The 21,929-nt window shown below is 46.0% G+C and carries 19 protein-coding genes; 18 read left to right on the top strand and 1 reads right to left on the bottom strand.

The window, feature by feature from the left end:
* Positions 1–100: 100 nt before the first annotated feature.
* The 7 genes from lepA to acpS all read left to right on the top strand — a co-directional run bounded on the left by lepA (position 101) and on the right by acpS (position 6,520).
* Positions 101–1,894 (top strand): translation elongation factor 4, encoded by a 1,794-nt coding sequence (gene lepA / locus J8Z23_RS13420; RefSeq protein WP_005393909.1) that lies wholly within the window; start codon positions 101–103, stop codon positions 1,892–1,894.
* 104 nt (positions 1,895–1,998) lie between these two features.
* Positions 1,999–2,898, top strand: a complete 900-nt coding sequence (gene lepB, locus J8Z23_RS13415) for a signal peptidase I (RefSeq protein WP_005380933.1) — start codon at positions 1,999–2,001, stop codon at positions 2,896–2,898.
* A 20-nt stretch (positions 2,899–2,918) separates the two neighbouring features.
* Positions 2,919–3,596: a ribonuclease III gene (rnc, locus tag J8Z23_RS13410; RefSeq protein WP_005393907.1), complete on the top strand. Its 678-nt coding sequence runs from the start codon at positions 2,919–2,921 to the stop codon at positions 3,594–3,596.
* Entirely contained in the window at positions 3,589–4,551 is a 963-nt protein-coding gene (gene era, locus J8Z23_RS13405; RefSeq protein ID WP_006743309.1) for a GTPase Era, read from the top strand. The genes rnc and era overlap by 8 nt, the downstream gene beginning before the upstream one ends.
* Before the next feature lie 115 nt (positions 4,552–4,666).
* Entirely contained in the window at positions 4,667–5,398 is a 732-nt protein-coding gene (gene recO / locus J8Z23_RS13400; RefSeq protein WP_005384578.1) for a DNA repair protein RecO, read from the top strand.
* Positions 5,395–6,129 carry a pyridoxine 5'-phosphate synthase gene (pdxJ, locus tag J8Z23_RS13395; protein WP_005384579.1) on the top strand — a complete coding sequence of 245 codons (735 nt, stop codon included), beginning with the start codon at positions 5,395–5,397 and terminating at the stop codon, positions 6,127–6,129. Before recO ends, pdxJ begins: the two co-directional genes overlap by 4 nt.
* A 10-nt stretch (positions 6,130–6,139) precedes the next feature.
* Positions 6,140–6,520: a holo-ACP synthase gene (gene acpS / locus J8Z23_RS13390; RefSeq protein WP_012841407.1), complete on the top strand. Its 381-nt coding sequence runs from the start codon at positions 6,140–6,142 to the stop codon at positions 6,518–6,520.
* A gap of 69 nt (positions 6,521–6,589) precedes the next feature.
* Here the strand turns inward: acpS and barA are convergent, their stop codons facing one another.
* Positions 6,590–9,388 (bottom strand): two-component sensor histidine kinase BarA, encoded by a 2,799-nt coding sequence (gene barA, locus J8Z23_RS13385; protein WP_434633897.1) that lies wholly within the window; start codon positions 9,386–9,388, stop codon positions 6,590–6,592.
* 192 nt (positions 9,389–9,580) lie between these two features.
* Between barA and rlmD the strand changes: the two genes are divergently transcribed.
* The 11 genes from rlmD to J8Z23_RS13330 all read left to right on the top strand — a co-directional run bounded on the left by rlmD (position 9,581) and on the right by J8Z23_RS13330 (position 21,923).
* On the top strand, positions 9,581–10,900 hold the full coding sequence (gene rlmD, locus J8Z23_RS13380; RefSeq protein WP_434633894.1) for a 23S rRNA (uracil(1939)-C(5))-methyltransferase RlmD: 1,320 nt from the start codon (positions 9,581–9,583) through the stop codon (positions 10,898–10,900).
* A gap of 123 nt (positions 10,901–11,023) precedes the next feature.
* Positions 11,024–13,243: a GTP diphosphokinase gene (gene relA, locus J8Z23_RS13375; protein ID WP_005393896.1), complete on the top strand. Its 2,220-nt coding sequence runs from the start codon at positions 11,024–11,026 to the stop codon at positions 13,241–13,243.
* Positions 13,244–13,452: 209 nt separating this feature from the next.
* Positions 13,453–14,250 carry a nucleoside triphosphate pyrophosphohydrolase gene (gene mazG / locus J8Z23_RS13370; RefSeq protein ID WP_237308326.1) on the top strand — a complete coding sequence of 266 codons (798 nt, stop codon included), beginning with the start codon at positions 13,453–13,455 and terminating at the stop codon, positions 14,248–14,250.
* 211 nt (positions 14,251–14,461) lie between these two features.
* Positions 14,462–16,102: a CTP synthase gene (locus J8Z23_RS13365; protein ID WP_301659966.1), complete on the top strand. Its 1,641-nt coding sequence runs from the start codon at positions 14,462–14,464 to the stop codon at positions 16,100–16,102.
* A gap of 78 nt (positions 16,103–16,180) precedes the next feature.
* Entirely contained in the window at positions 16,181–17,482 is a 1,302-nt protein-coding gene (eno, locus tag J8Z23_RS13360; RefSeq protein WP_005383785.1) for a phosphopyruvate hydratase, read from the top strand.
* 467 nt (positions 17,483–17,949) lie between these two features.
* Positions 17,950–18,231, top strand: a complete 282-nt coding sequence (gene ftsB / locus J8Z23_RS13355; protein WP_005380907.1) for a cell division protein FtsB — start codon at positions 17,950–17,952, stop codon at positions 18,229–18,231.
* Position 18,232: 1 nt separating this feature from the next.
* Positions 18,233–18,937, top strand: a complete 705-nt coding sequence (ispD, locus tag J8Z23_RS13350) for a 2-C-methyl-D-erythritol 4-phosphate cytidylyltransferase (RefSeq protein ID WP_104974803.1) — start codon at positions 18,233–18,235, stop codon at positions 18,935–18,937.
* Between the two features lie 17 nt (positions 18,938–18,954).
* Positions 18,955–19,431, top strand: coding sequence for a 2-C-methyl-D-erythritol 2,4-cyclodiphosphate synthase (gene ispF / locus J8Z23_RS13345; RefSeq protein ID WP_005393886.1), 477 nt, complete (start codon positions 18,955–18,957; stop codon positions 19,429–19,431).
* Between the two features lie 46 nt (positions 19,432–19,477).
* Positions 19,478–20,521: a tRNA pseudouridine(13) synthase TruD gene (gene truD / locus J8Z23_RS13340; protein WP_301659967.1), complete on the top strand. Its 1,044-nt coding sequence runs from the start codon at positions 19,478–19,480 to the stop codon at positions 20,519–20,521.
* Complete coding sequence (gene surE, locus J8Z23_RS13335; protein WP_046875092.1) at positions 20,521–21,297, top strand: 5'/3'-nucleotidase SurE; 777 nt, start codon at positions 20,521–20,523, stop codon at positions 21,295–21,297. Before truD ends, surE begins: the two co-directional genes overlap by 1 nt.
* The gene (locus tag J8Z23_RS13330; RefSeq protein WP_046875091.1) at positions 21,297–21,923 is read left to right on the top strand and encodes a protein-L-isoaspartate(D-aspartate) O-methyltransferase; all 627 of its coding nucleotides are present in this window, start codon (positions 21,297–21,299) and stop codon (positions 21,921–21,923) included. The genes surE and J8Z23_RS13330 overlap by 1 nt, the downstream gene beginning before the upstream one ends.
* Positions 21,924–21,929 lie beyond the last annotated feature (6 nt).

Raw genomic sequence — 21,929 nt, 5'->3', positions numbered from 1 at the left:
TTAACGAAATTCGGTAGAATCTGCCAACTTGATTGAAATGCCGTCAGTAGATGGCGTTTCTTACTGTCCCTATTTGTAAAGAGTTAGTCACCCTAAATCTATGAAGCACATTCGTAACTTTTCGATTATCGCCCACATCGACCATGGTAAGTCGACCCTATCAGACCGTCTAATCCAAGTTTGTGGCGGGTTAACCGATCGTGAAATGGCCGCACAGGTTCTGGATTCTATGGATCTTGAACGTGAGCGTGGTATCACCATTAAATCTCAGAGTGTGACGCTAAACTACACCGCTAAAGACGGTGAAACGTATCAGCTGAACTTCATCGATACTCCGGGGCACGTTGACTTTGCATATGAAGTATCACGTTCTCTAGCGGCTTGTGAAGGTGCGTTATTGGTTGTAGATGCGGGTCAAGGTGTTGAGGCTCAAACACTGGCTAACTGTTACACCGCGATCGAAATGGATCTAGAGGTTGTGCCAATCTTGAACAAGATTGACCTACCAGCAGCCGATCCTGAGCGCGTGGCAGAAGAAATTGAAGAAATCGTTGGTATCGATGCAATGGAAGCAACCCGCTGTTCTGCGAAGACAGGCATCGGTGTTGATGACGTTCTAGAGAACATTGTGTCAGCGATTCCAGCACCGGAAGGTGATCCAGATGCGCCACTACAAGCGCTGATCATTGACTCATGGTTTGATAACTACCTTGGCGTTGTTTCTCTAGTACGTATTAAAAACGGCGAACTGAAGAAGAACGACAAGATCAAAGTGATGAGCACGGGTCAAGTTTGGGGTGTAGACCGTCTTGGTATTTTTACGCCAAAACAAGTAGATACCGACATCCTTCGTACTGGTGAAGTAGGTTGGGTGGTTTGTGGTATTAAAGACATCCTTGGTGCACCAGTTGGTGATACGCTGACTATGGCTAAGAATGGCTGTGAAAAACCGCTACCAGGTTTTAAGAAAGTAAAACCTCAGGTTTACGCAGGTCTGTTCCCGGTATCTTCTGACGATTACGAGAACTTCCGTGATGCGCTGGGCAAATTAAGCCTAAACGACGCATCGCTATTCTACGAGCCAGAAAACTCCGCGGCACTTGGCTTTGGTTTCCGTTGTGGTTTCCTTGGCATGCTGCACATGGAAATCATCCAAGAGCGTCTAGAGCGTGAATACGACTTAGATCTCATCACCACGGCACCAACCGTAGTTTACGAAGTTGAAAAAACGGATGGTGAACTGCTGTACGTTGATAGCCCTGCTAAACTACCAGCGATCAATGATATTGAAGAAATTCGTGAACCGATCGCTCGTTGTAATATCCTGGTACCTTCAGAGTATCTAGGTAACGTGATCACGCTGTGTGTTGAAAAGCGTGGTACTCAGGTCGATATGGTTTACCACGGTAACCAGGTTGCCGTGACTTACGATATTCCAATGGCAGAAGTGGTACTGGATTTCTTCGACCGTCTGAAATCGACATCTCGTGGTTATGCGTCTTTGGATTACAACTTCCAGCGTTTTGAAGCTTCGAATATGGTACGTGTAGACGTTCTTCTGAACGGTGACACCGTTGATGCATTGGCGATGATCACACACAAAGACCAGTCTCAGACTCGCGGTCGTCAGCTGGTAGAGAAGATGAAAGAATTTATCCCTCGCCAAATGTTTGATATCGCAATCCAAGCAGCGATTGGTAACCACATTATCGCACGCTCAACTGTAAAACAACTGCGTAAGAACGTAATCGCGAAATGTTACGGCGGTGACGTAAGTCGTAAGAAGAAACTTCTGAAGAAACAGAAAGAAGGTAAGAAGCGCATGAAGCAGATCGGTAACGTTGAGCTGCCTCAAGAAGCGTTCCTAGCCATCCTTCACGTAGGTAAAGACTAAAGTTGAACTTTGTCTCACACTTGTCGGTCTTAAGACGTTAGATATTAAAATAAGTGAAAGGGTTTCGGCTCTTTCACTTTCGTATTTTTAGATAAGGGAATTTAATGGCGAATACATTCTCACTGATGCTGGTTATTGCGACTTTGGTAACTGGCGTGGTTTGGCTATTGGAAAAGCTGGTTTTCGCGAAAAAGCGTCAGGAAAAACTGGCGGAGATTCAAGCTCAGACGTCTAATGGTTTGGATGCAGTGACCTTGCAAAAAGTTGAGCGTCAGCCTTGGTGGGTTGAAAATAGCGTCTCAATTTTTCCTGTGATTGCGTTCGTTTTAGTATTACGTTCTTTTATCTACGAACCATTTCAAATCCCATCAGGCTCAATGATGCCGACTTTGTTGGTGGGTGACTTTATCTTGGTAGAAAAATACGCCTATGGCTTGAAAGATCCGGTATGGCGCACGCAGTTAGTTGAAACAGGTAAACCTGAGCGTGGTGATATCGTGGTATTCAAATACCCGCCACAACCAAGTGTGGATTACATTAAGCGTGTTGTTGGTTTGCCTGGTGATATCGTGCGTTATTCAAGTGATAAGCAGCTTTGCGTGCAAAGCCAAGGTGAATCGGCGTGTAAACCAGTTAAACTGAGCAATGTTGAAGAAAGTCAGTTTAGCTCGAACGGTATTCCAATGATCCAACTGGATGAAAAATTGGGTAACGTGGAGCACAATATTTTGGTTAACCCTCTTGTTCGTAACCGTGTGGAGCAATACTTCCCACGTAGCGGCACGACAGAGTGGGTTGTACCACAAGGTCAGTACTTTGTGATGGGTGATAACCGTGACAACAGTGCTGACAGCCGTTACTGGGGCTTCGTTCCTGAAGCAAACTTAGTCGGCAAAGCTGTCGCCATTTGGATCAGCTTCGAGTTTGATCGTGGCGCAGATAGCGTTCTACCTTCATGGATTCCAACTGGTGTGCGTTTTAACCGCATCGGTGGTATTCACTAACCATTTTATATCGAGAGAGTATGAATTCTCCAATTGATAAACTAGAGAGAAAGCTCGGCTACCAGTTTCAAGATGCCGGGCTTATCAACTTGGCGCTGACTCACCGCAGCGCCAACAGTAAGCATAATGAACGTCTTGAGTTTCTGGGCGATTCAATTTTAAGTTTTGTCATCGCTGATGATCTGTACCATCGTTTCCCGAAAGTGAACGAGGGTGACATGAGCCGTATGCGTGCTACTTTGGTTCGTGGACATACATTGGCGGAACTGGGTCGTGAATTCGATCTAGGAGATTATTTAAAATTAGGTCCAGGTGAATTGAAGAGTGGCGGTTTCCGCCGAGACTCTATTTTAGCCGATGCGGTTGAAGCCATTATTGGCGCAATTTACCTAGACAGCGATCTTGAAGTCGTGCGAGGCATTGTACTGAGTTGGTACAACTCACGCCTTGAAGCCATTAAACCAGGCGTCTCACAAAAAGATCCGAAAACTCGCCTACAAGAGTTCCTACAAGGCAGAAGAAAACCGCTGCCTGTGTACACAGTGACTAATATTAAAGGTGAAGCGCACAACCAAGAGTTTACGGTTGAGTGTGAAGTAGCAGGTGTGGACAAGCCTGTAATCGGGAAAGGCACCAGCCGCCGCAAGGCAGAACAAGCGGCCGCTGAAACAGCACTTGAGCAATTAACAAATGGCTGATAACGAATTCGATATCGATGCGTTTTTCGCATCACAAGGTGAGCCAAGCTCGCCAGAAAACCAGCACTGTGGCTTTATTGCCATTGTTGGTCGCCCAAATGTAGGTAAGTCGACACTTCTGAACAAAATCTTGGGTCAGAAGATTTCGATCACCTCACGTAAGCCGCAAACAACACGCCACCGCATTATGGGTGTGGACACGGATGGCGATTACCAAGCGATTTACGTCGACACGCCAGGACTTCACATTGAAGAAAAGCGTGCGATTAACCGCCTGATGAACCGTGCGGCTAACTCATCTCTAAGTGATGTAAACCTAGTGTTCTTCTTAGTCGATGGTACGCATTGGACCAAAGACGATGAGATGGTGCTAACTAAGCTTCAAAAATCGAACTTCCCAGTTGTGCTTTGTGTCAATAAAGTCGACAACGTGCAAGATCGTAACGAAGTGATGCTACACATGGCTGAGATGTCTAAGAAGATGGACTTCGTGGACGTTGTGCCAATCTCTGCGAAGCAAGGGAAGAACATTGATGTACTGCGTAAGCACGTGCGTAATCACTTACCTAAAGCAACGCACCACTTCCCAGAAGAATACGTGACTGATCGCTCCCAGCGCTTTATGGCATCTGAAATTGTGCGTGAAAAGTTAATGCGTTTCACGGGTGAAGAATTGCCATACTCGGTAACGGTCGAGATTGAACGTTTTGATTACAACCCAGAAACCGACGGTTTCCACATCAATGCCTTGATTCTTGTTGAGCGTAATGGCCAGAAGAAAATGGTGATTGGTAAAGGTGGCGAGAAGATCAAGACTATTGGTCGTGAAGCGCGTTTAGATATGGAAGAGTTGTTCGGTCGTAAGGTTTACCTAGAAACATGGGTAAAAGTGAAATCTGGCTGGGCTGACGATGAACGAGCACTGCGCTCGTTGGGCTATATCGACGATTTATAATCTTGGCTGCGAAGATGCTTCGCTCCAACATCGATGAAAACTCAGTATCGATTAAAATAAGGAGCCGCTTGGCTCCTTATTTTTTATTTCACACTTTTTAGGCACAATGACTTAGATGAGTAATCTGTCTTCTGAAGGTTTACAGCGCTGCTTTGTATTACATCGCCGCCCTTACAGTGAATCGAGCTTAATCCTTGATGTATTTAGTGAGGAATATGGGCGAATGACTTTAATGGCCAAAGGCGCGCGCAGTAAGCGTTCGAACTTAAAAGGCGCATTGCAACCTTTTACTCCGCTGTTACTTAAATGGTCGGGAAAAGGTTCAATGAAGACTTTGCGTCAAGCTGAGCCGATAAGCCTAGGTTTACCGTTAACGGGCATTAATCTCTACTCAGCCATGTACGTCAATGAACTGATTGGCCGTATCTTGATGGCTGAAGTGCCGATGCCAGCGCTATTTCATGATTATTTGCATGCGTTAACAGAGTTGGCACACAACGAGAACCCTGAGCCAGCACTGCGTCGTTTTGAGTTAGCATTGCTATCTGCGATGGGGTATGGCGTGGACTTTTTGCACTGTGCAGGTACTGGCGAGCCCGTCGACCCAGAGATGACGTATCGTTACCGGGAACAAAAAGGCTTCATAGCTTCGGTTAGGCGCGATAACCTTACGTTTTTAGGGAATGAGCTGATTGCTATCAGTGAGCGGCGGTTCGTCACTAAAGAGCAGCTAAAAGCGGCAAAACGCTTTACACGTATAGCCTTAAAGCCGTATCTTGGCGGCAAACCTTTAAAAAGTCGTGAATTTTTCATTCAGACCCCCAGAGCACGGAGTAACGGAAAATGAGCTCAATTTATTTAGGCGTAAATATCGACCATATTGCCACTCTACGTAATGCACGTGGTACAAAATACCCTGATCCTGTTCACGCTGCAGAAATTGCTGAGCGTGCAGGCGCGGACGGTATCACAATTCACTTACGTGAAGACCGTCGCCATATTTTGGACCGTGATGTACGTATTCTGCGTGAAACCATTCAAACGCGCATGAATCTAGAGATGGCTGTGACGGACGAAATGGTTGAGATTGCGCTGCAAACTAAACCAGAGTTTGTGTGCTTAGTGCCTGAAAAACGTGAAGAACTGACGACGGAAGGTGGCTTGGACGTTGTGGGGCAGCTTGAAAAAATTAAAGCTGCGACGAAAAAGCTGACAGATGCTGGCATTAAAGTTTCACTCTTTATTGATGCTGATCGTCAACAGATTGAAGCGGCGAAAAAGTGTGGTGCTCCGTTTATTGAGCTGCACACGGGTCATTATGCTGATGCGACGACAGAAGACGAACAGCAAGCAGAACTGAAGAAGATTGCGGCTGGTGCGAGTTATGCTCATGACCTAGGTATTATTGTTAATGCCGGGCATGGCCTGACTTATCACAATGTTGCGCCAATTGCTGCATTACCAGAAATTTACGAACTCAACATTGGTCACTCAATCATTGGTCGCGCGGTATTTGATGGTTTGAATAAAGCGGTTGCGGACATGAAAGCACTGATGATTGAGGCACGCCAGTCATAGGGCTATCTAGATGGCGATTATAGGGTTAGGCACCGACATTGCAGAAATTGAGCGTATTGAAAAAGCGTTAGCTCGTAGTGGTGAGCCTTTTGCTCAGCGTATTCTTTCAGAAGAAGAAATGGCTAAATTTTCACAGCTTAAGCTGCAAGGCCGCTATCTTGCTAAGCGCTTTGCGGTCAAAGAAGCGGCCTCAAAAGCATTGGGAACAGGGATTGCAAAAGGGGTCACGTTTCACGATTTTTCCATCTCGAACGATGCGCTTGGAAAACCAGTGCTCGCATTGACGGGCACAGCAAAGCAAATAGCGGATGCGATGGGCGTTAACCACATTCACCTGTCCATTTCCGATGAGCGTCATTACGCTGTGGCGACGGTCATTTTTGAATCCTAGCTTGTAAGTCTTAAACAAAATACTAAAAAGCCAGAGCAGATGCTCTGGCTTTCTTGTCTCTCGAGCAGATTACTGTTCAAGGTATAATTTTGCAGTCGTTGTGACTTTAATCATTTCATCTTGCAGCTCGAACATTTCAGGCTCAACCTCCTCAAGACTGATCCCTGAGCGCAGTGCTTGCTCAAGCGTCGCACAGAGTGATTTCAGCCTAGGCACTCCGCAATATGAGCTACTGCCGTGCAGCTTATGGATGACATGAATTAGGTCATCACGGGAGATATCTTCTTGCTCCAGAGCTTGGTCAACGACTGCTTCTACTTCAGGGATGAACTCAATCAACATGCGCAGCATGTCTTTGGCGAGATCCTCTTTATTCGCGCTCTGTTTTAAGGCAGCTTGCCAATCAATAATCACATCCTGTTGAGGCGAAGAAACGGATTGTGGCGCGCTCCCTTCAGGCTCATCAACGTATGAAGGGGCGACTTTGCCAATGCTCTCTGTACAAGCATTTGGGTTCCAGTGAACCAAAACCTGTTGTAGCACATGCTCTTCAATAGGTTTGGTCAAGTAGTCATCCATTCCTGCCGAGAGCAAGCGATCTCTTTCACCCGCCATGGCATGCGCAGTTACTGCAATCACTGGCGTGTCTTTATTTAACTCCAACTCTTTAATGTGCTGACAAGCGGTCACACCATCCATTTGTGGCATTTGGATATCCATGAAGATTAAGTCGTACTTTTTCTCCGTCGCAAGGTTCACCGCTTGCTGGCCATTGCTACAGGCGGTGACGGTTTCTACTCGTTCGCGAAGCAGAGCGGAAATCAGCTTCAAGTTCGCTGGGTTATCATCCACCGCTAACACCGTCAGAGGTAAACGCTCCCCTTCGCTTGGCGTAATTGGAGCACTCAATGTTGGTGGTGATTCGACATGTTCGCTAATCAGGCTTTGTAGCAGTTTACGGCGAGACAACGGCTTCGTCAGGCATTGGACGTGATGCTCTGTCATAATTTGGTCGGCAAGTGCCAGTTCGGTACTCGGCGTCCCTAGGATCACACTCGGAGCCATGCGTTTCGCTTGTTCTATCCAAGGTGTAATGACGTCTGCATCATGCGTTTGATTCGCCGCTAAATTCAGTAATACATAGTCATATTGTTCTTCGTTTTTCGGTAGCGAAGAGCGGTAGGTCACTAAGATACCTTCTTGACATAGAATCTGTTGGGTTACGGATGCGGCTTGCATGTTTGGTTCAATCAACAGCAACTGTTTGCCCGTTAGAAGCTCCACTTCAATCAGTTCGCTCATTGGCATCTCTGTTGAGTGCAAGCGCACCGTAAACCAGAACGTCGAACCTTGGTGTAGGCGGCTGGTTAAGCTGATCTCGCCACCCATCTGGCTTACCAATTTCTGCGTGATAACCAAACCTAACCCAGTGCCGCCGTAGCGACGTGAAATGCTGGCATCCGCTTGGCTAAATGCTTGGAATAATTGCGCTTGCTGACGTTCAGAAATACCAATGCCGGTATCGCGCACCATGAACTGCAACTCGACGGAGTCCCCAGATTGAGAGCGCATTTCAACACTAACATCAATGTTGCCTCGCTCGGTAAACTTGATTGAGTTACCGACTAAGTTCGTCAAAATTTGCTGGATACGTAGTGGGTCCCCAACTAAACCCGGTGGAATTTTAGGGTCCACTTTTAGGGTGATTTCTAACCCTTTCTCATGTGCACTTGTGGCTTGTAGGTTAATCACTTCTTCTAAACTTTCTCGGAAATCAAACGGAATGTTTTCCAGCGCCAGCTTACCCGCCTCAAGTTTCGAGAAGTCGAGAATGTCATTGATGATGTTCAGTAGATTGTTCGCCGATTTCTCAATCGTCTGTAGGTAATCAGTTTGGCTGTTAGAAAGCTGCGTTTTAAGCATTTGACGAGTAAAGCCAATAACCCCATTGAGCGGAGTACGCAGTTCGTGCGACATGTTCGCCAAGAACTCAGATTTAACCCTGGCCGCTTCTTGCGCACGTTTCTTCGCGATATCTAACTCAACGTTCTGAATCTCTAGCTGCTCAAGCGTTTCACGCAAGTCTGATGTGGCTTGGTCTATACTGTGCTGCATCTCCACGTGATATTCTGATAACGATACCGCCATGGCGTTGATGCCATTTTTTAGCTGGTCTAACTCACCGTGCATTTTGCCTTCGATACGCACATCAAGATGACCGCGGCGAATGCGGTCAACGACATTCTTCATGTGGGTGATAGGTTGGGTCACATCGTGCATTAGACGTGAAGCAAACACACTTGCCAAGCCAAGACCGAGTATAAGAACTAAAAAAGCAGAGAAAACTTCTTGATACTGTTGCAGCCTTAAAGAGGAGAGATCTAACTCAACGGCAATATAACCAATTGCTTTAGTTCCTTGGCTTTCGTTCGACAACTCCGCTAAATAGTGACCCTCGGATAAAATAGGTACGCGCAATATCAGTGAGTTTTCGTAGATTTCCGAATTGCCCAGTTGCGGGATCGGTTTATCTTTAGGGAACATCAAGGCTTCGAAATTAGGGTGAAAGTTAGATGTCACGAAGAGCTCATGATGTTCATCAAACACCGCGATACTACGAACCAGTTTAGAGTTTTTGCGATGGGCGTAGCTTATCAAGCGACGTACCGCCTCTCGGCTTTCTGATAGTAGATGAGTTTCACTGGCAATTGCTAACGGCTCAATGATGCTGTTACCAGTGGTGATAACTTGTTTCTCAAGGTCTTGGTAGCGATTAAATGAGAAAAAGCCGCTCAGTAATAAACCAATGATGAGAGTGGGAGCGAGAGTCAGTGTAATTACACGTGCTCGTAAGCCATATCTGGTCATGTTATCTAATTACATCGGAGTCTGGATATGGGAAAATAACGCATTATTTCTCAAGCGCACGATAAGGCGTTGAGCAAAGAAGTGACGTCACCTAATAAACGGTAAGCATAATCAAGTCACTCGAATCACACAACGGCTGCAATCAAGAATAGTGAAGCCGAAGAGCAATTAGACATAAATCAGGCATAGAGCATGGCACGCATCTTTCAACCGAAAAAGAAAACCCAACTCAATACTCGTCATCAAGCGGTGCAAGTGGAGCGTTTAGATCACCACGGCGCAGGTATTGCTTACCTAAAGAAAAAACCGCTGTTTATTGATGGCGCATTGCCGGGAGAAGAAGTCGTCACGCAGTTAGTGGAAGAAAAAAGTAAATTTGCTCGCGGTAAACTGATTAAGATTCTTAAGCCGAGTGAAACTCGCGTGGAGCCATTTTGTCCGCATTACCACGAGTGTGGTGGCTGTGACTTGCAACACCTAGATTATGACCAACAATTGACGTACAAACAGCAAACGTTGCGTCAGCTAATGAGAAAATTTTCAGGCAGTGACATTGAACTAGATGCCCCGTTATTGGGAGATTCGCAGGCCTACCGTCGTCGTGCGAGAGTGAGCTTGTTTGTTGATAAGAAAACACGTCAGCTACATTTTGGTTTCCGTAAAAAGCAGAGTAAGCAAATTGCGCAAGTGACCGATTGCCCAGTGCTGGCACCGGAACTGAATGTTTTGCTGCCAGAGATTTACTCAGCCCTAAAAGCGTTCAAAAAGCCTGAACAATTGGGTCATGTAGAGCTGGTACTTGGTGATAATGGGCCGTGTATTACGTTGCGTCACTTGAGTGCTCTGACAGCGAGTGAAACTCAATCTCTAACGGAGTTGGCAAAGCGTCATGGTGCTTCGCTGTACCTAATGCCAGCAACAGATCAGCTAAACCTTGTTGAAGGCGATATGCCTTTCTATCAAGAAGTTGGCGTGAAAATTCCTTTTGCGCCAAATAATTTTATTCAAGTGAACCAAGCCGTAAACAAAAAAATGGTCAAGCAAGCGGTTGAGTGGTTAGACCCGCAAAAGAGTGACCGAGTGTTAGATTTGTTCTGCGGCGTAGGCAACTTCAGTTTACCGATTGCGAAGTTAGCTAAGCACGTAGTTGGGGTTGAAGGTGTTGCAGAGATGGTCGAAAAAGCCACAAATAATGCATCCTTGAACCAAATCAATAATGCGCAATTTTATCACGCTAACCTTGAGCAAGATTTTGAAGGGCAGGTCTGGGCGGCAGAACGGTTTGATAAAGTGCTGTTAGACCCAGCACGCGCGGGGGCAAGTGGGATCATCGATCAAGTTTCTGAGCTTGGCGCACAGCGTGTAGTTTATGTTTCTTGTAATCCTGCTACCCTTGCTAGGGACAGCCAAAGCTTGATGGAGCAAGGCTATAAATTAACTAAATTAGGTATGCTGGACATGTTCCCTCATACCAGTCATCTAGAATCGATGGCATTGTTTGAAAAGTCCTAACTTTAGGACTTTGGCCCCTTATTTGTGGTGGGTGGTCATAAAGCCAGCGTTTACGCGCAGGTAAAAGAACTAACCTGGACGGTGTTAGTCAAACCACACGAATATAATAATTAGGATGATGAGATGGTTGCGGTAAGAAGCGCGCATTTAAACCAAGATGAACAGTTTGAACTCGAAAACTGGGTGGCTAGCCTAGGACAAGAGAAAAACACAGCCTCACGCTTAATCGAAGTATATCGAGATTGCCAGACGGTATTAGCCGATAACGAGCAAGCGGAACTGTTGTTGTGGCGTGGACGAGAAATGATCGAAATTTTGATCACCTTGTCTATGGATCAGGCCACCTTAGTGGCTGCACAACTGTTTCCTTTGGTTTCAAGTGGTGCTTTTAACAGAGAAATTCTGGAAGAGAAATACAGCAAAGAAATCATAAAATTAATCGACGGCGTTGAAGAAATGGCGGCTATTGGCCAACTCAACGTCAACATGGAGGGCAGTGCAGCGTCATCTCAGGTAGATAACGTACGCCGCATGCTGCTTGCCATGGTGGATGACTTCCGCTGCGTGGTTATCAAGCTCGCGGAACGAATTTGTAACCTTATTGAAGTTAAAAAAGCGCCTGATGAAGTTCGACGTGCGGCGGCAAAAGAGTGTGCCAACATCTATGCGCCGCTAGCAAACCGATTAGGTATCGGTCAGCTGAAATGGGAAATTGAAGATTACGCTTTCCGCTACCAACAGCCGGAAACTTACAAACAAATTGCCAAGCAGCTTTCTGAGCGACGCATCGTTCGTGAGCAGTACATCAAAGACTTTGTTGAAGACCTCACGCACGAAATGGAAGTGTCAGGTATTAACGCCGAAGTGAGTGGTCGACCTAAGCACATCTACAGCATTTGGCGAAAAATGCAGAAGAAGAGTTTGGCATTCGATGAGCTGTTTGATGTTCGAGCAGTACGTATCATCGCAGACAAACTGCAAGACTGTTACGCGGCTTTGGGTGTAGTTCACACCAAATACAAGCACCTACCGAGCGAGTTTGATGACTACGTAGCTAACCCTAAACCAAACGGTTATCAATCGATCCACACCGTAATTCTAGGGCCAGAAGGCAAAACCATCGAGATCCAGATTCGTACCAAGCAAATGCATGAAGAGTCGGAGCTGGGTGTTGCCGCGCACTGGAAATATAAAGAAGGGGCAAGCAGCCGAAGCGGTTATGATGAGAAGATCACGTGGCTGCGTAAGCTACTGGATTGGCAAGAAGAAATGTCAGATTCTGGCGAAATGCTTGATGAGCTACGTAGCCAAGTCTTTGATGACCGCGTCTATGCGTTTACGCCTCGTGGCGATGTTGTCGATTTACCTATGGGGGCAACGCCGCTAGATTTTGCCTACCATATTCACTCCGAAGTGGGACACCGTTGTATTGGCGCCAAAGTCGGAGGCCGCATAGTACCGTTTACTCATAAACTACATATGGGTGATCAGGTTGAGATTATCACTCAGAAAGAGCCTAACCCATCACGTGACTGGTTAAACCCATCATTAGGCTTCGTTCATTCTGGCCGCGCGCGTGCCAAAATTAACGCCTGGTTCCGAAAGCAAAGCCGTGAGAAGAACCTCGAAGCGGGTCGTGAAATTCTTGAACATGAGTTAGCAAAAATTGGCGCAACGTTAAAAGATGCTGAGCATTACGCTCTGAAACGGTTTAACGTCAAAACACCAGATGAGCTTTACGTTGGTGTTGGTAGCGGTGATTTGCGTATCAACCAAATCATTAACCATATTAATGCGCTCGTTAACAAGCCAACGGCAGAAGAAGAAGACCAGCAAGCACTGGAAAAACTGCAAGAAGCAGAGCACAAATCACCAGCGCAAAGCCGACCGAAAAAAGACGCCGTCGTTGTAGAAGGCGTTGATAATCTAATGACGCACCTAGCGCGTTGCTGTCAGCCGATTCCAGGTGATGATATCTGTGGTTACATCACGCAAGGTCGCGGGATTTCAGTACACCGCAGTGACTGTGAGCAGTTAGAAGAACTGCGCCATCATGCGCCAGAGCGTATCATTGATACTGTCTGGGGCAGCGGCTTCGTCGGATCATACATCCTCACCGTCCGTGTTGAAGCGATGGAGCGAGGCGGTCTACTCAAAGACATTACGACACTGTTCGCCAACGAAAAGATCAAAGTGACCAGTATGAAGAACCGAGTCGATTACAGACGTCAACTCGCCATCATGGACTTTGATCTAGAAGTCACCAATATTGAGGTGCTTTCTCGTGTTTCGAAACGGGTAGAACAAATAAAGGATGTCATGACGGTGAAACGCCTCGGCTAACTTTCACGTCGTACTTGTCACTTTTACTGCGTTAACTGCGTTTTCTTGCTCCATCACATAGGCGAGCTATGCTCAGGAGTCGCGAAAACTTGTTGCCTTGTCAAAGTAACAATTACTTAGTGAAAGCTGCTGAGAAAATATAATGTAGAAGGTGAGTGGTTTTGGCTGCTCACCTTTTTCTTTAGTAGAAAGGTTTAAAGGAACAAAAAATGAGTCATCCAATTGAACAATTAGAACAAATTATGGCGAAGTTGCGTGACCCAGAAAGCGGTTGCCCTTGGGACTTAAAACAAACCTTTGACACCATCGTTCCGCACACCATCGAAGAAACTTACGAAGTGGTGGACGCGATTCAAAATCGAGATTGGCCGAATCTAAAAGAAGAGCTAGGGGATTTGTTGTTTCAGGTGATTTTTTACAGTCAGCTAGCGAAAGAGCAAGAGCTGTTCGAATTTTCGGATGTTGTCGAAACTGTGAATGAAAAACTGACTCGCCGTCATCCGCATGTTTTTTCAGATGTTGAGTTTGAATCGGACGAGGAAATCAACGCCAACTGGGAAGCCGAAAAAGCAAAAGAAAAAGCGCAAGTGGGCAAAGCGGAAGAAAGTATCCTAGACTCAATACCAAACTCTTTGCCAGCACTTTCTCGTGCTACAAAGATACAGAAAAAATGTGCGAAATATGGATTTGACTGGGACTCTCTTGGCCCGGTCGTCGATAAGGTGCGAGAAGAAATTGATGAAGTCATGGAAGAAGCATTACAAGTTCAGCCTGATGAAGAAAAAGTGGAGTTGGAACTCGGCGATTTGCTATTTGCGACCGTCAATTTGGCACGCCATCTTGATAAAAACCCAGAAGTCGCACTAGGTAAAGCAAACTTAAAGTTTGCGAGACGTTTTAAGCAAGTTGAAGGAAAGGTCCAGCAGTCAGGCAAAGCGCTTACAGATTGCTCTTTATCAGAGCTCGACGATTTCTGGGATGAAGTAAAGCGAGAAGAGTCTAGATAGGGGGAAATAAGCGGAATATACAATATGAGGCCAGTTTGCCTCTTAACACGAAAACGGACTTTGGTTTGTCTTTGCTCACTTTGATTTGAAGCAAAAAATAAAAAATTACGGTGTGATAGATTTCACGTTGTGGCGGTAAGGAGCTTCTGGTATATTTATCTCCCGTCCAGAAGCACTCCATTTCCCTCATTCAACCAATTTCAGGTTAAACATGACGACAAATTACATTTTTGTTACTGGCGGGGTTGTATCCTCTCTAGGTAAAGGTATTGCAGCAGCATCTCTTGCGGCTATTCTAGAAGCTCGTGGTCTTAAAGTGACTATGATGAAGCTTGACCCTTACATCAACGTTGACCCGGGCACAATGAGCCCTACTCAGCACGGTGAAGTGTTCGTTACAGAAGATGGCGCAGAGACTGACCTTGACCTTGGTCACTACGAGCGTTTCATCCGTACCAAGATGACCAAGCGTAACAACTTTACTGCAGGTCGTGTTTATGCCGACGTACTTCGTAAAGAACGTCGTGGTGACTACCTAGGCGCAACTATTCAAGTTATCCCTCACATCACTAACGCGATCAAAGACCGTGTAATTGCTGGCTCTGAAGGCCATGATGTGGCTATCGTTGAAGTTGGCGGTACCGTTGGTGATATCGAATCACTACCATTTATGGAAGCGATTCGTCAGCTAGCCGTTGAACTAGGCCGTGAGCGCGCAATGTTCATGCACCTAACACTTGTTCCTTACCTAGCGGCAGCGGGCGAAGTGAAAACTAAGCCAACTCAACACTCTGTAAAAGAACTTCTATCTATCGGTATTCAGCCAGATATCCTAGTTTGCCGTAGCGACCGCGTTATTCCAGCGAATGAACGTAAGAAAATCGCACTATTCTGTAATGTTCCAGAAAAAGCAGTAATTTCAATGAAGGACGTAGATTCTATCTACAAGATTCCTCAATTGATCAAGTCTCAAGGTCTAGATGATCTTGTGTGTGCTCGCTTTGGCATCACAGCTCCTGAAGCTGACCTTTCTGAGTGGGAACAGGTTATTTACGAAGAAGCAAATCCTACTGGTGAAGTAACCATCGGTATGGTTGGTAAATACATCGAACTGCCAGATGCATACAAGTCTGTGAACGAAGCGCTTAAACACGCTGGCTTGAAAAACCGTCTAAGTGTCACAATTAAGTATGTAGACTCACAAGATATCGAAACAAAAGGTGTTGAGCTGCTAGAAGGCTTAGACGCGATCCTAGTACCAGGTGGCTTCGGCGATCGTGGTATTGAAGGCAAGATCCGTGCAGCTCAATACGCACGTGAAAACAATGTGCCTTACCTAGGTATTTGTTTGGGTATGCAAGTTGCACTAATTGAATACGCGCGTAACGTTGCGGGTATGGAAGGTGCACATTCAACAGAATTTAACAAAGAGACTAAGTACCCTGTGGTAGGTTTGATCACAGAGTGGGTAGACGAGTCAGGTAACGTAGAAGAGCGTACTGAAAAGTCTGACCTAGGTGGTACGATGCGTCTTGGTTCACAGCTATGTCACCTAGAGAAAGGTACGAAAGCTCGTGAACTTTACGGTAGCGCGACGATCCATGAACGTCACCGTCACCGTTACGAAGTGAATAATGTGCTTCGTCCGCAAATCGAAAAAGCAGGTCTGAAAGTTTCTGGCCTATCAGCGGACAAGAAGTTAGTGGAAATGATTGAGAACCCAGCTCACCCATGGTTTGTAGCGGCTCAGTTCCACCCAGAATTCACATCGACTCCTCGCGATGGCCACCCATTGTTTGCAGGTTTCGTTAAGGCTGCGGGCCAAAACGCACGCGGCGAATTCGAGAAGTAAAAGGATACGGGCGGCGGCGAAGGTTGTGCTGCTGCCCTTTAAAATTGACATTTATATTTGAAACGAGAGGAAACATTAATGTCTAAGATCGTTAAAGTTCTAGGTCGTGAAATCATCGACTCACGTGGTAACCCAACTGTAGAAGCTGAAGTACACCTAGAAGGCGGTTTCGTAGGTATGGCGGCAGCTCCATCTGGCGCATCTACTGGTTCTCGCGAAGCTCTTGAGCTACGTGACGGTGACAAAGCACGTTTCCTAGGTAAAGGTGTTCTTAAAGCAGTTGAAGCTGTAAACGGCCCAATCGCTGAAGCTCTAGTTGGCAAAGACGCTAAAGACCAAGCTGCAATCGACGCAGTAATGATCGAACTAGACGGCACTGAAAACAAATCTAAATTCGGTGCTAACGCTATCCTAGCTGTTTCTCTAGCAAACGCTAAAGCTGCTGCAGCAGCTAAAGGCATGCCTCTATACGAGCACATCGCTGAACTAAACGGCACAGCTGGTCAGTTCTCTATGCCTCTACCAATGATGAACATCATCAACGGTGGTGAGCACGCAGACAACAACGTTGACATCCAAGAGTTCATGATCCAACCAGTTGGTGCTAAGACTCTTAAAGAAGGTCTACGTATCGGTGCAGAAGTATTCCACAACCTAGCTAAAGTTCTTAAGTCTAAAGGCTACAGCACTGCAGTTGGTGACGAAGGTGGTTTCGCTCCTAACCTTAAATCTAACGCTGAAGCTCTAGAAGTTATCGCAGAAGCTGTTGCAGCTGCTGGTTACGAACTAGGTAAAGACGTTACTCTAGCTATGGACTGTGCAGCATCTGAGTTCTTCGACAAAGAAGCTGGCATCTACAACATGAAAGGCGAAGGTAAAACTTTCACTTCTGAAGAGTTCAACCACTACCTAGCTGAGCTAGCTAACCAATTCCCAATCGTTTCTATCGAAGACGGTCTAGACGAGTCTGACTGGGATGGCTTCAAGCACCAAACTGAACTACTAGGTGACAAACTTCAACTAGTAGGTGACGACCTATTCGTTACTAACACTAAGATCCTTGCTGAAGGTATCGAGAAAGGCGTAGCTAACTCTATCCTTATCAAGTTCAACCAAATCGGTTCTCTAACTGAGACTCTAGCTGCAATCAAGATGGCTAAAGACGCAGGTTACACAGCAGTAATCTCTCACCGTTCTGGCGAAACTGAAGATGCAACTATCGCTGACCTAGCGGTAGGTACTGCTGCAGGTCAAATCAAAACTGGTTCTATGAGCCGTTCTGACCGTGTTGCTAAGTACAACCAACTAATCCGTATCGAGGAAGCTCTAGGTGAGCGCGCTCCTTTCAACGGTCTTAAAGAAGTTAAAGGTCAAGCTTAATTCTTAATTGAATAAGTTTAGCTAAATAGCTTTCTAGAAACGCTCCACTTCGGTGGGGCGTTTTTTATTTAAGAGCGATGAGCCGTTCTGGCCGTGTTGCTTGTCATACCTAAAGAAAGCAACCCATTTATCTGCATCGAGGAAGCTCTAGATGAGCACGCTCCTCCATGTTTCAAAGAAGCGGTCTTAAAGAAGTTCAAGCTTAGTTCTTCATTGGATTAACCGCTTAGATTGAAGCTTTGAAAATCCCCTGATTTTGCGGGGTGTTTTTTGTATCTATAGGCTTGTATTTCTTGGTCTTACTTTGGTGAGTGCTAAGAATCGCTTCATATGTCTTTGTTTCATTTTGCTGCCTATTTCTTGTAAGGAGCGTGTGAGTCTCCCTTTCTCCCCTAGAGGCGACCTCGCATTTATGCTATATATGTCACCTTATCTAATTCCTTCCGGTACAGAATGTTAGCAGCGATATGCGAATCTTTGTTATAGCCCTTACGCTACTGTTTGGCTTGCTTCAATACACTCTATGGTTTGGTAAAAACGGAGTGTCTGACTACTACACAGTAAAAGATGAAATTGAAGTTCAGCAACAAGTGAACAGCAAGCTACAAGCTCGCAATAATGAAATGTTTGCTGAGATTGATGACTTAAGGCAAGGTCTTGATGCGATTGAAGAACGTGCGCGTCATGAGCTTGGTTTAGTTAAAGATGGCGAGACTTTCTACCGCATTATAGGTGAGGAAAATCATTAAAATGTTGGATGTGAACTCATCGCATGTCGCAATTGTTCCCGCTGCCGGTGTCGGTAGTCGAATGAAGGCTGACCGCCCTAAACAATATTTATTGATCGACGGAAAAGCGGTGCTGGAACACACTGTAGAAAAGTTGCTGTCGCACCCACGAATTTCGAAAGTGGTTGTCGCCATTACCGAAGGTGACCCTTATTTCCCTGAGTTAACCATCGCGAACCATCCCGATGTAATTCAAGTCGCGGGTGGTAAAGAGCGCGCTGATTCCGTACTTTCAGGGCTAAACTATGTCAATGAACATCTGGAAAGCGAGTGGGTATTGGTCCACGACGCTGCAAGGCCATGTGTATTAACATCCGACATTGACCGTTTGATTGATATTTGCTGCGCTCACCCAACGGGTGGCATCCTTGCATCTCCAGTGAGAGACACAATGAAGCGAGCGAATGCAGCACAAGATATCGGTCATACGGTAGAGAGAGAAGCATTGTGGCATGCACTGACTCCACAAATGTTTAAAACTCAACAACTGACTCGAGCACTGGCTGACGCATTAGAACAAGGCGTAGCCATCACGGATGAAGCATCGGCTTTAGAGTGGTTGGGCGAAACGCCTGCTTTAGTCCAGGGTAATGCGAACAACATAAAAATTACTCAGCCAGAAGATCTCGCGTTAGCCGAGTTTTATCTGAGCCGTGAGCGCGGCTAAAAAAGAAAGGATAAAAAATGATTCGAATTGGTCACGGTTTTGACGTGCATAAATTTGGTGGTGAAGGCCCGGTCATTATCGGTGGTGTTGCTATCCCTTACGAGCAGGGCTTAGTAGCCCACTCAGATGGTGATGTTGCTCTTCATGCTTTGACTGATGCGCTACTCGGGGCGATTGCTGCGGGTGATATTGGTCGTCACTTCCCGGATACCGACGATAAATGGAAAGGGGCTAATAGCCGCGAATTGTTGAAAGACGTTTATCGTCGTGTCAAAGAGCAAGGCTACCGCCTTGGTAATGCCGATGTCACCATCATGGCACAAGCACCTAAGATGGCACCTCATATTGACGCGATGTGTGCGGCGATTGCGGAAGACCTAGAAACCGATATTAGTAACATTAACGTAAAAGCGACGACGACAGAGCGTCTCGGTTTTACTGGACGCAAAGAAGGCATTGCAACGGAAGCCGTGGTGCTTCTGTTCAAGCAATAATTAACCAACTTGCTCCTTAATGCTGTGTAAACAGCGGAAAAACATCATGTCAGATATTTTATCTTCATTGGCTTATCTAACGGGTAAGCCTGTTGCATCGGCAAAAATCAAAGCGCAACCAGAACATTTTCAGGTTCGTGAGGATTTAGGTTTTGCCTTTACGGGCGAAGGCGAGCACCTAATGGTGCGTATTCGAAAAACTGGAGAAAATACCAGTTTTGTTGCGAATGAGTTGGCGAAAGCTTGTGGCGTAAAGTCGAAAGACGTTAGCTGGGCAGGCCTTAAAGACCGCCATGCCGTGACGGAACAGTGGCTGAGTGTCCATTTACCGAAAGGGGAAACGCCGGACTTCTCGGCATTCCTAGCTCAATATCCGAGTATTGAAATCTTAGCGACTGATCGACACAACAAAAAACTGCGTCCTGGAGACTTAATAGGGAACGAGTTTGTTGTCACTTTGTCTGAAGTGACTGACGTTGAAGATGTAGAGCAACGCCTTGAAAAAGTGAAACAAGTTGGTGTGCCAAACTACTTTGGTAGTCAGCGTTTTGGCAATGATGGCAACAACCTTGAAGAAGCACGTCGATGGGGACGCGAAAACGTTCGTACCCGTAATCAAAATAAGCGCAGCATGTATTTATCAGCGGCGCGTTCGTGGATCTTCAACCGTATCGTTTCTGCTCGTCTAGAAAGTGGTGTGTTTGATAAATTCATCGATGGTGATATTGCACAGACAAGTTCTGGCACTCAGTTGGTTGATGCAAGCAATATCGCAGATCTACAAGCACAATTTGCTGCTGGTGAAGTGGCAATTACCGCGGCCCTAGCAGGTGATAATGCGCTTCCAACTCAAGCGGATGCGCTTACTTTAGAACAACCGTTCTTAGATGAAGAGCCTGATCTCATGGCGCTGATTCGTGGTAATCGCATGCGCCACGACCGCCGCGATATTGCGCTGAAGCCAAAAGATTTATCTTGGACGGTTGAAGGTAACAACATTACGCTGACTTTCTCACTGGATGCGGGATCTTTTGCAACATCTATCGTTCGTGAGTTAGTTAATGAGGTTGAAGTACAAAGAGAATACTAATGGAACAGGATTCACTAAACGCGAAGCCCCTAAGAGTCTTAATCAGCAATGACGATGGCGTACATGCGCAAGGGATTCATGCACTTGCTGATGAGTTGCGAGATATCGCTGAAGTGACCATTGTTGCACCCGATCGAAACCGTTCAGGTGCTTCGAACTCACTGACACTAGAGCAACCATTACGCGTAACTGAAATTGCCCCAAATATCTATTCAGTGCAAGGAACGCCTACAGATTGTGTACATTTCGCGCTGAATGAGCTGATGAAAGATGATTTGCCCGATCTTGTTTTATCAGGCATCAACCACGGTGCAAATTTGGGTGATGATGTTCTTTACTCAGGAACGGTAGCTGCAGCAATGGAAGGGCATTTCCTTGGTGTTCAGTCGGTTGCTTTTTCGCTGGTGGGTAAGCGTCATTTCGAATCTGCCGCAAAAATTGCACGTCAAATTGTGCAACAGCATTTAGCGTCTCCGATTCCAACGAATCGGTTATTGAACGTAAACGTGCCTGACTTACCAGCAGAAAACCTGGATGAAATTGAAGTCACGCGTTTAGGTGCGCGTCATCACGCAGAGAATATGATTAAGCAGAAAGATCCGAGAGGTCATGATATTTATTGGTTAGGGCCTCCAGGAAAAGAGCAAGATGCGGGTGAGGGCACCGACTTTTATGCGATTGAACATGGTCGAGTTTCAATGACGCCTCTGCAAGTTGATCTCACTGCTCATGAATCGCTGCGTGCAATGGATAGTTGGTTAAAGGAAGAGAAGTAATGAGTAACCCACATGCTGACAGGTTGATAGCGTTTCTTATCTCCAGTGGCATCAAAGACCAAAGAGTTCTGGATGCTATCCAACGCTTACCACGAGAAAGCTTTGTCTCTCAAGCGATGATGCACCAAGCCTACGATAACAATGCGTTACCGATTGGTCAGGGACAAACTATTTCTCAACCTTATATTGTTGCTCGTATGACCGAGTTACTCGAACTAGAGCCAACGAGTCACGTACTGGAAATCGGAACGGGTTCCGGTTATCAAACCGCAGTACTGGCGCAAATTGTTGACCATGTATACTCCGTTGAGCGAATTAAATCGTTGCAATGGGAAGCAAAACGCCGTCTGAAGCAATTGGATATCTACAATGTTTCAACCAAGCATGCTGATGGATGGCAAGGTTGGGAAGCTCGTGGTCCTTTCGATGCCATCATTGTTACCGCAGCCGCAGAAGTGATCCCCCAAGCACTTCTCGCACAATTAAAAGATGGCGGTAAGATGGTGATTCCTGTTGGAGATAAGGAGCAACAGTTGCTAAAAATTGAACGTAAGGGAGATGAATATCTCTCTACTGTTGTGGAAATGGTTCGATTTGTACCTCTGGTTGCGGGTGATTTAGCTTAAGGGTTA

The organism is Vibrio sp. SCSIO 43086 (assembly GCF_051132235.1).
GTDB classification, from domain to species: domain Bacteria; phylum Pseudomonadota; class Gammaproteobacteria; order Enterobacterales; family Vibrionaceae; genus Vibrio; species Vibrio diabolicus.
The sequence above is the reverse complement of the archived record's forward strand: the minus strand, read 5'-3'. Positions and strand labels throughout refer to the sequence as shown.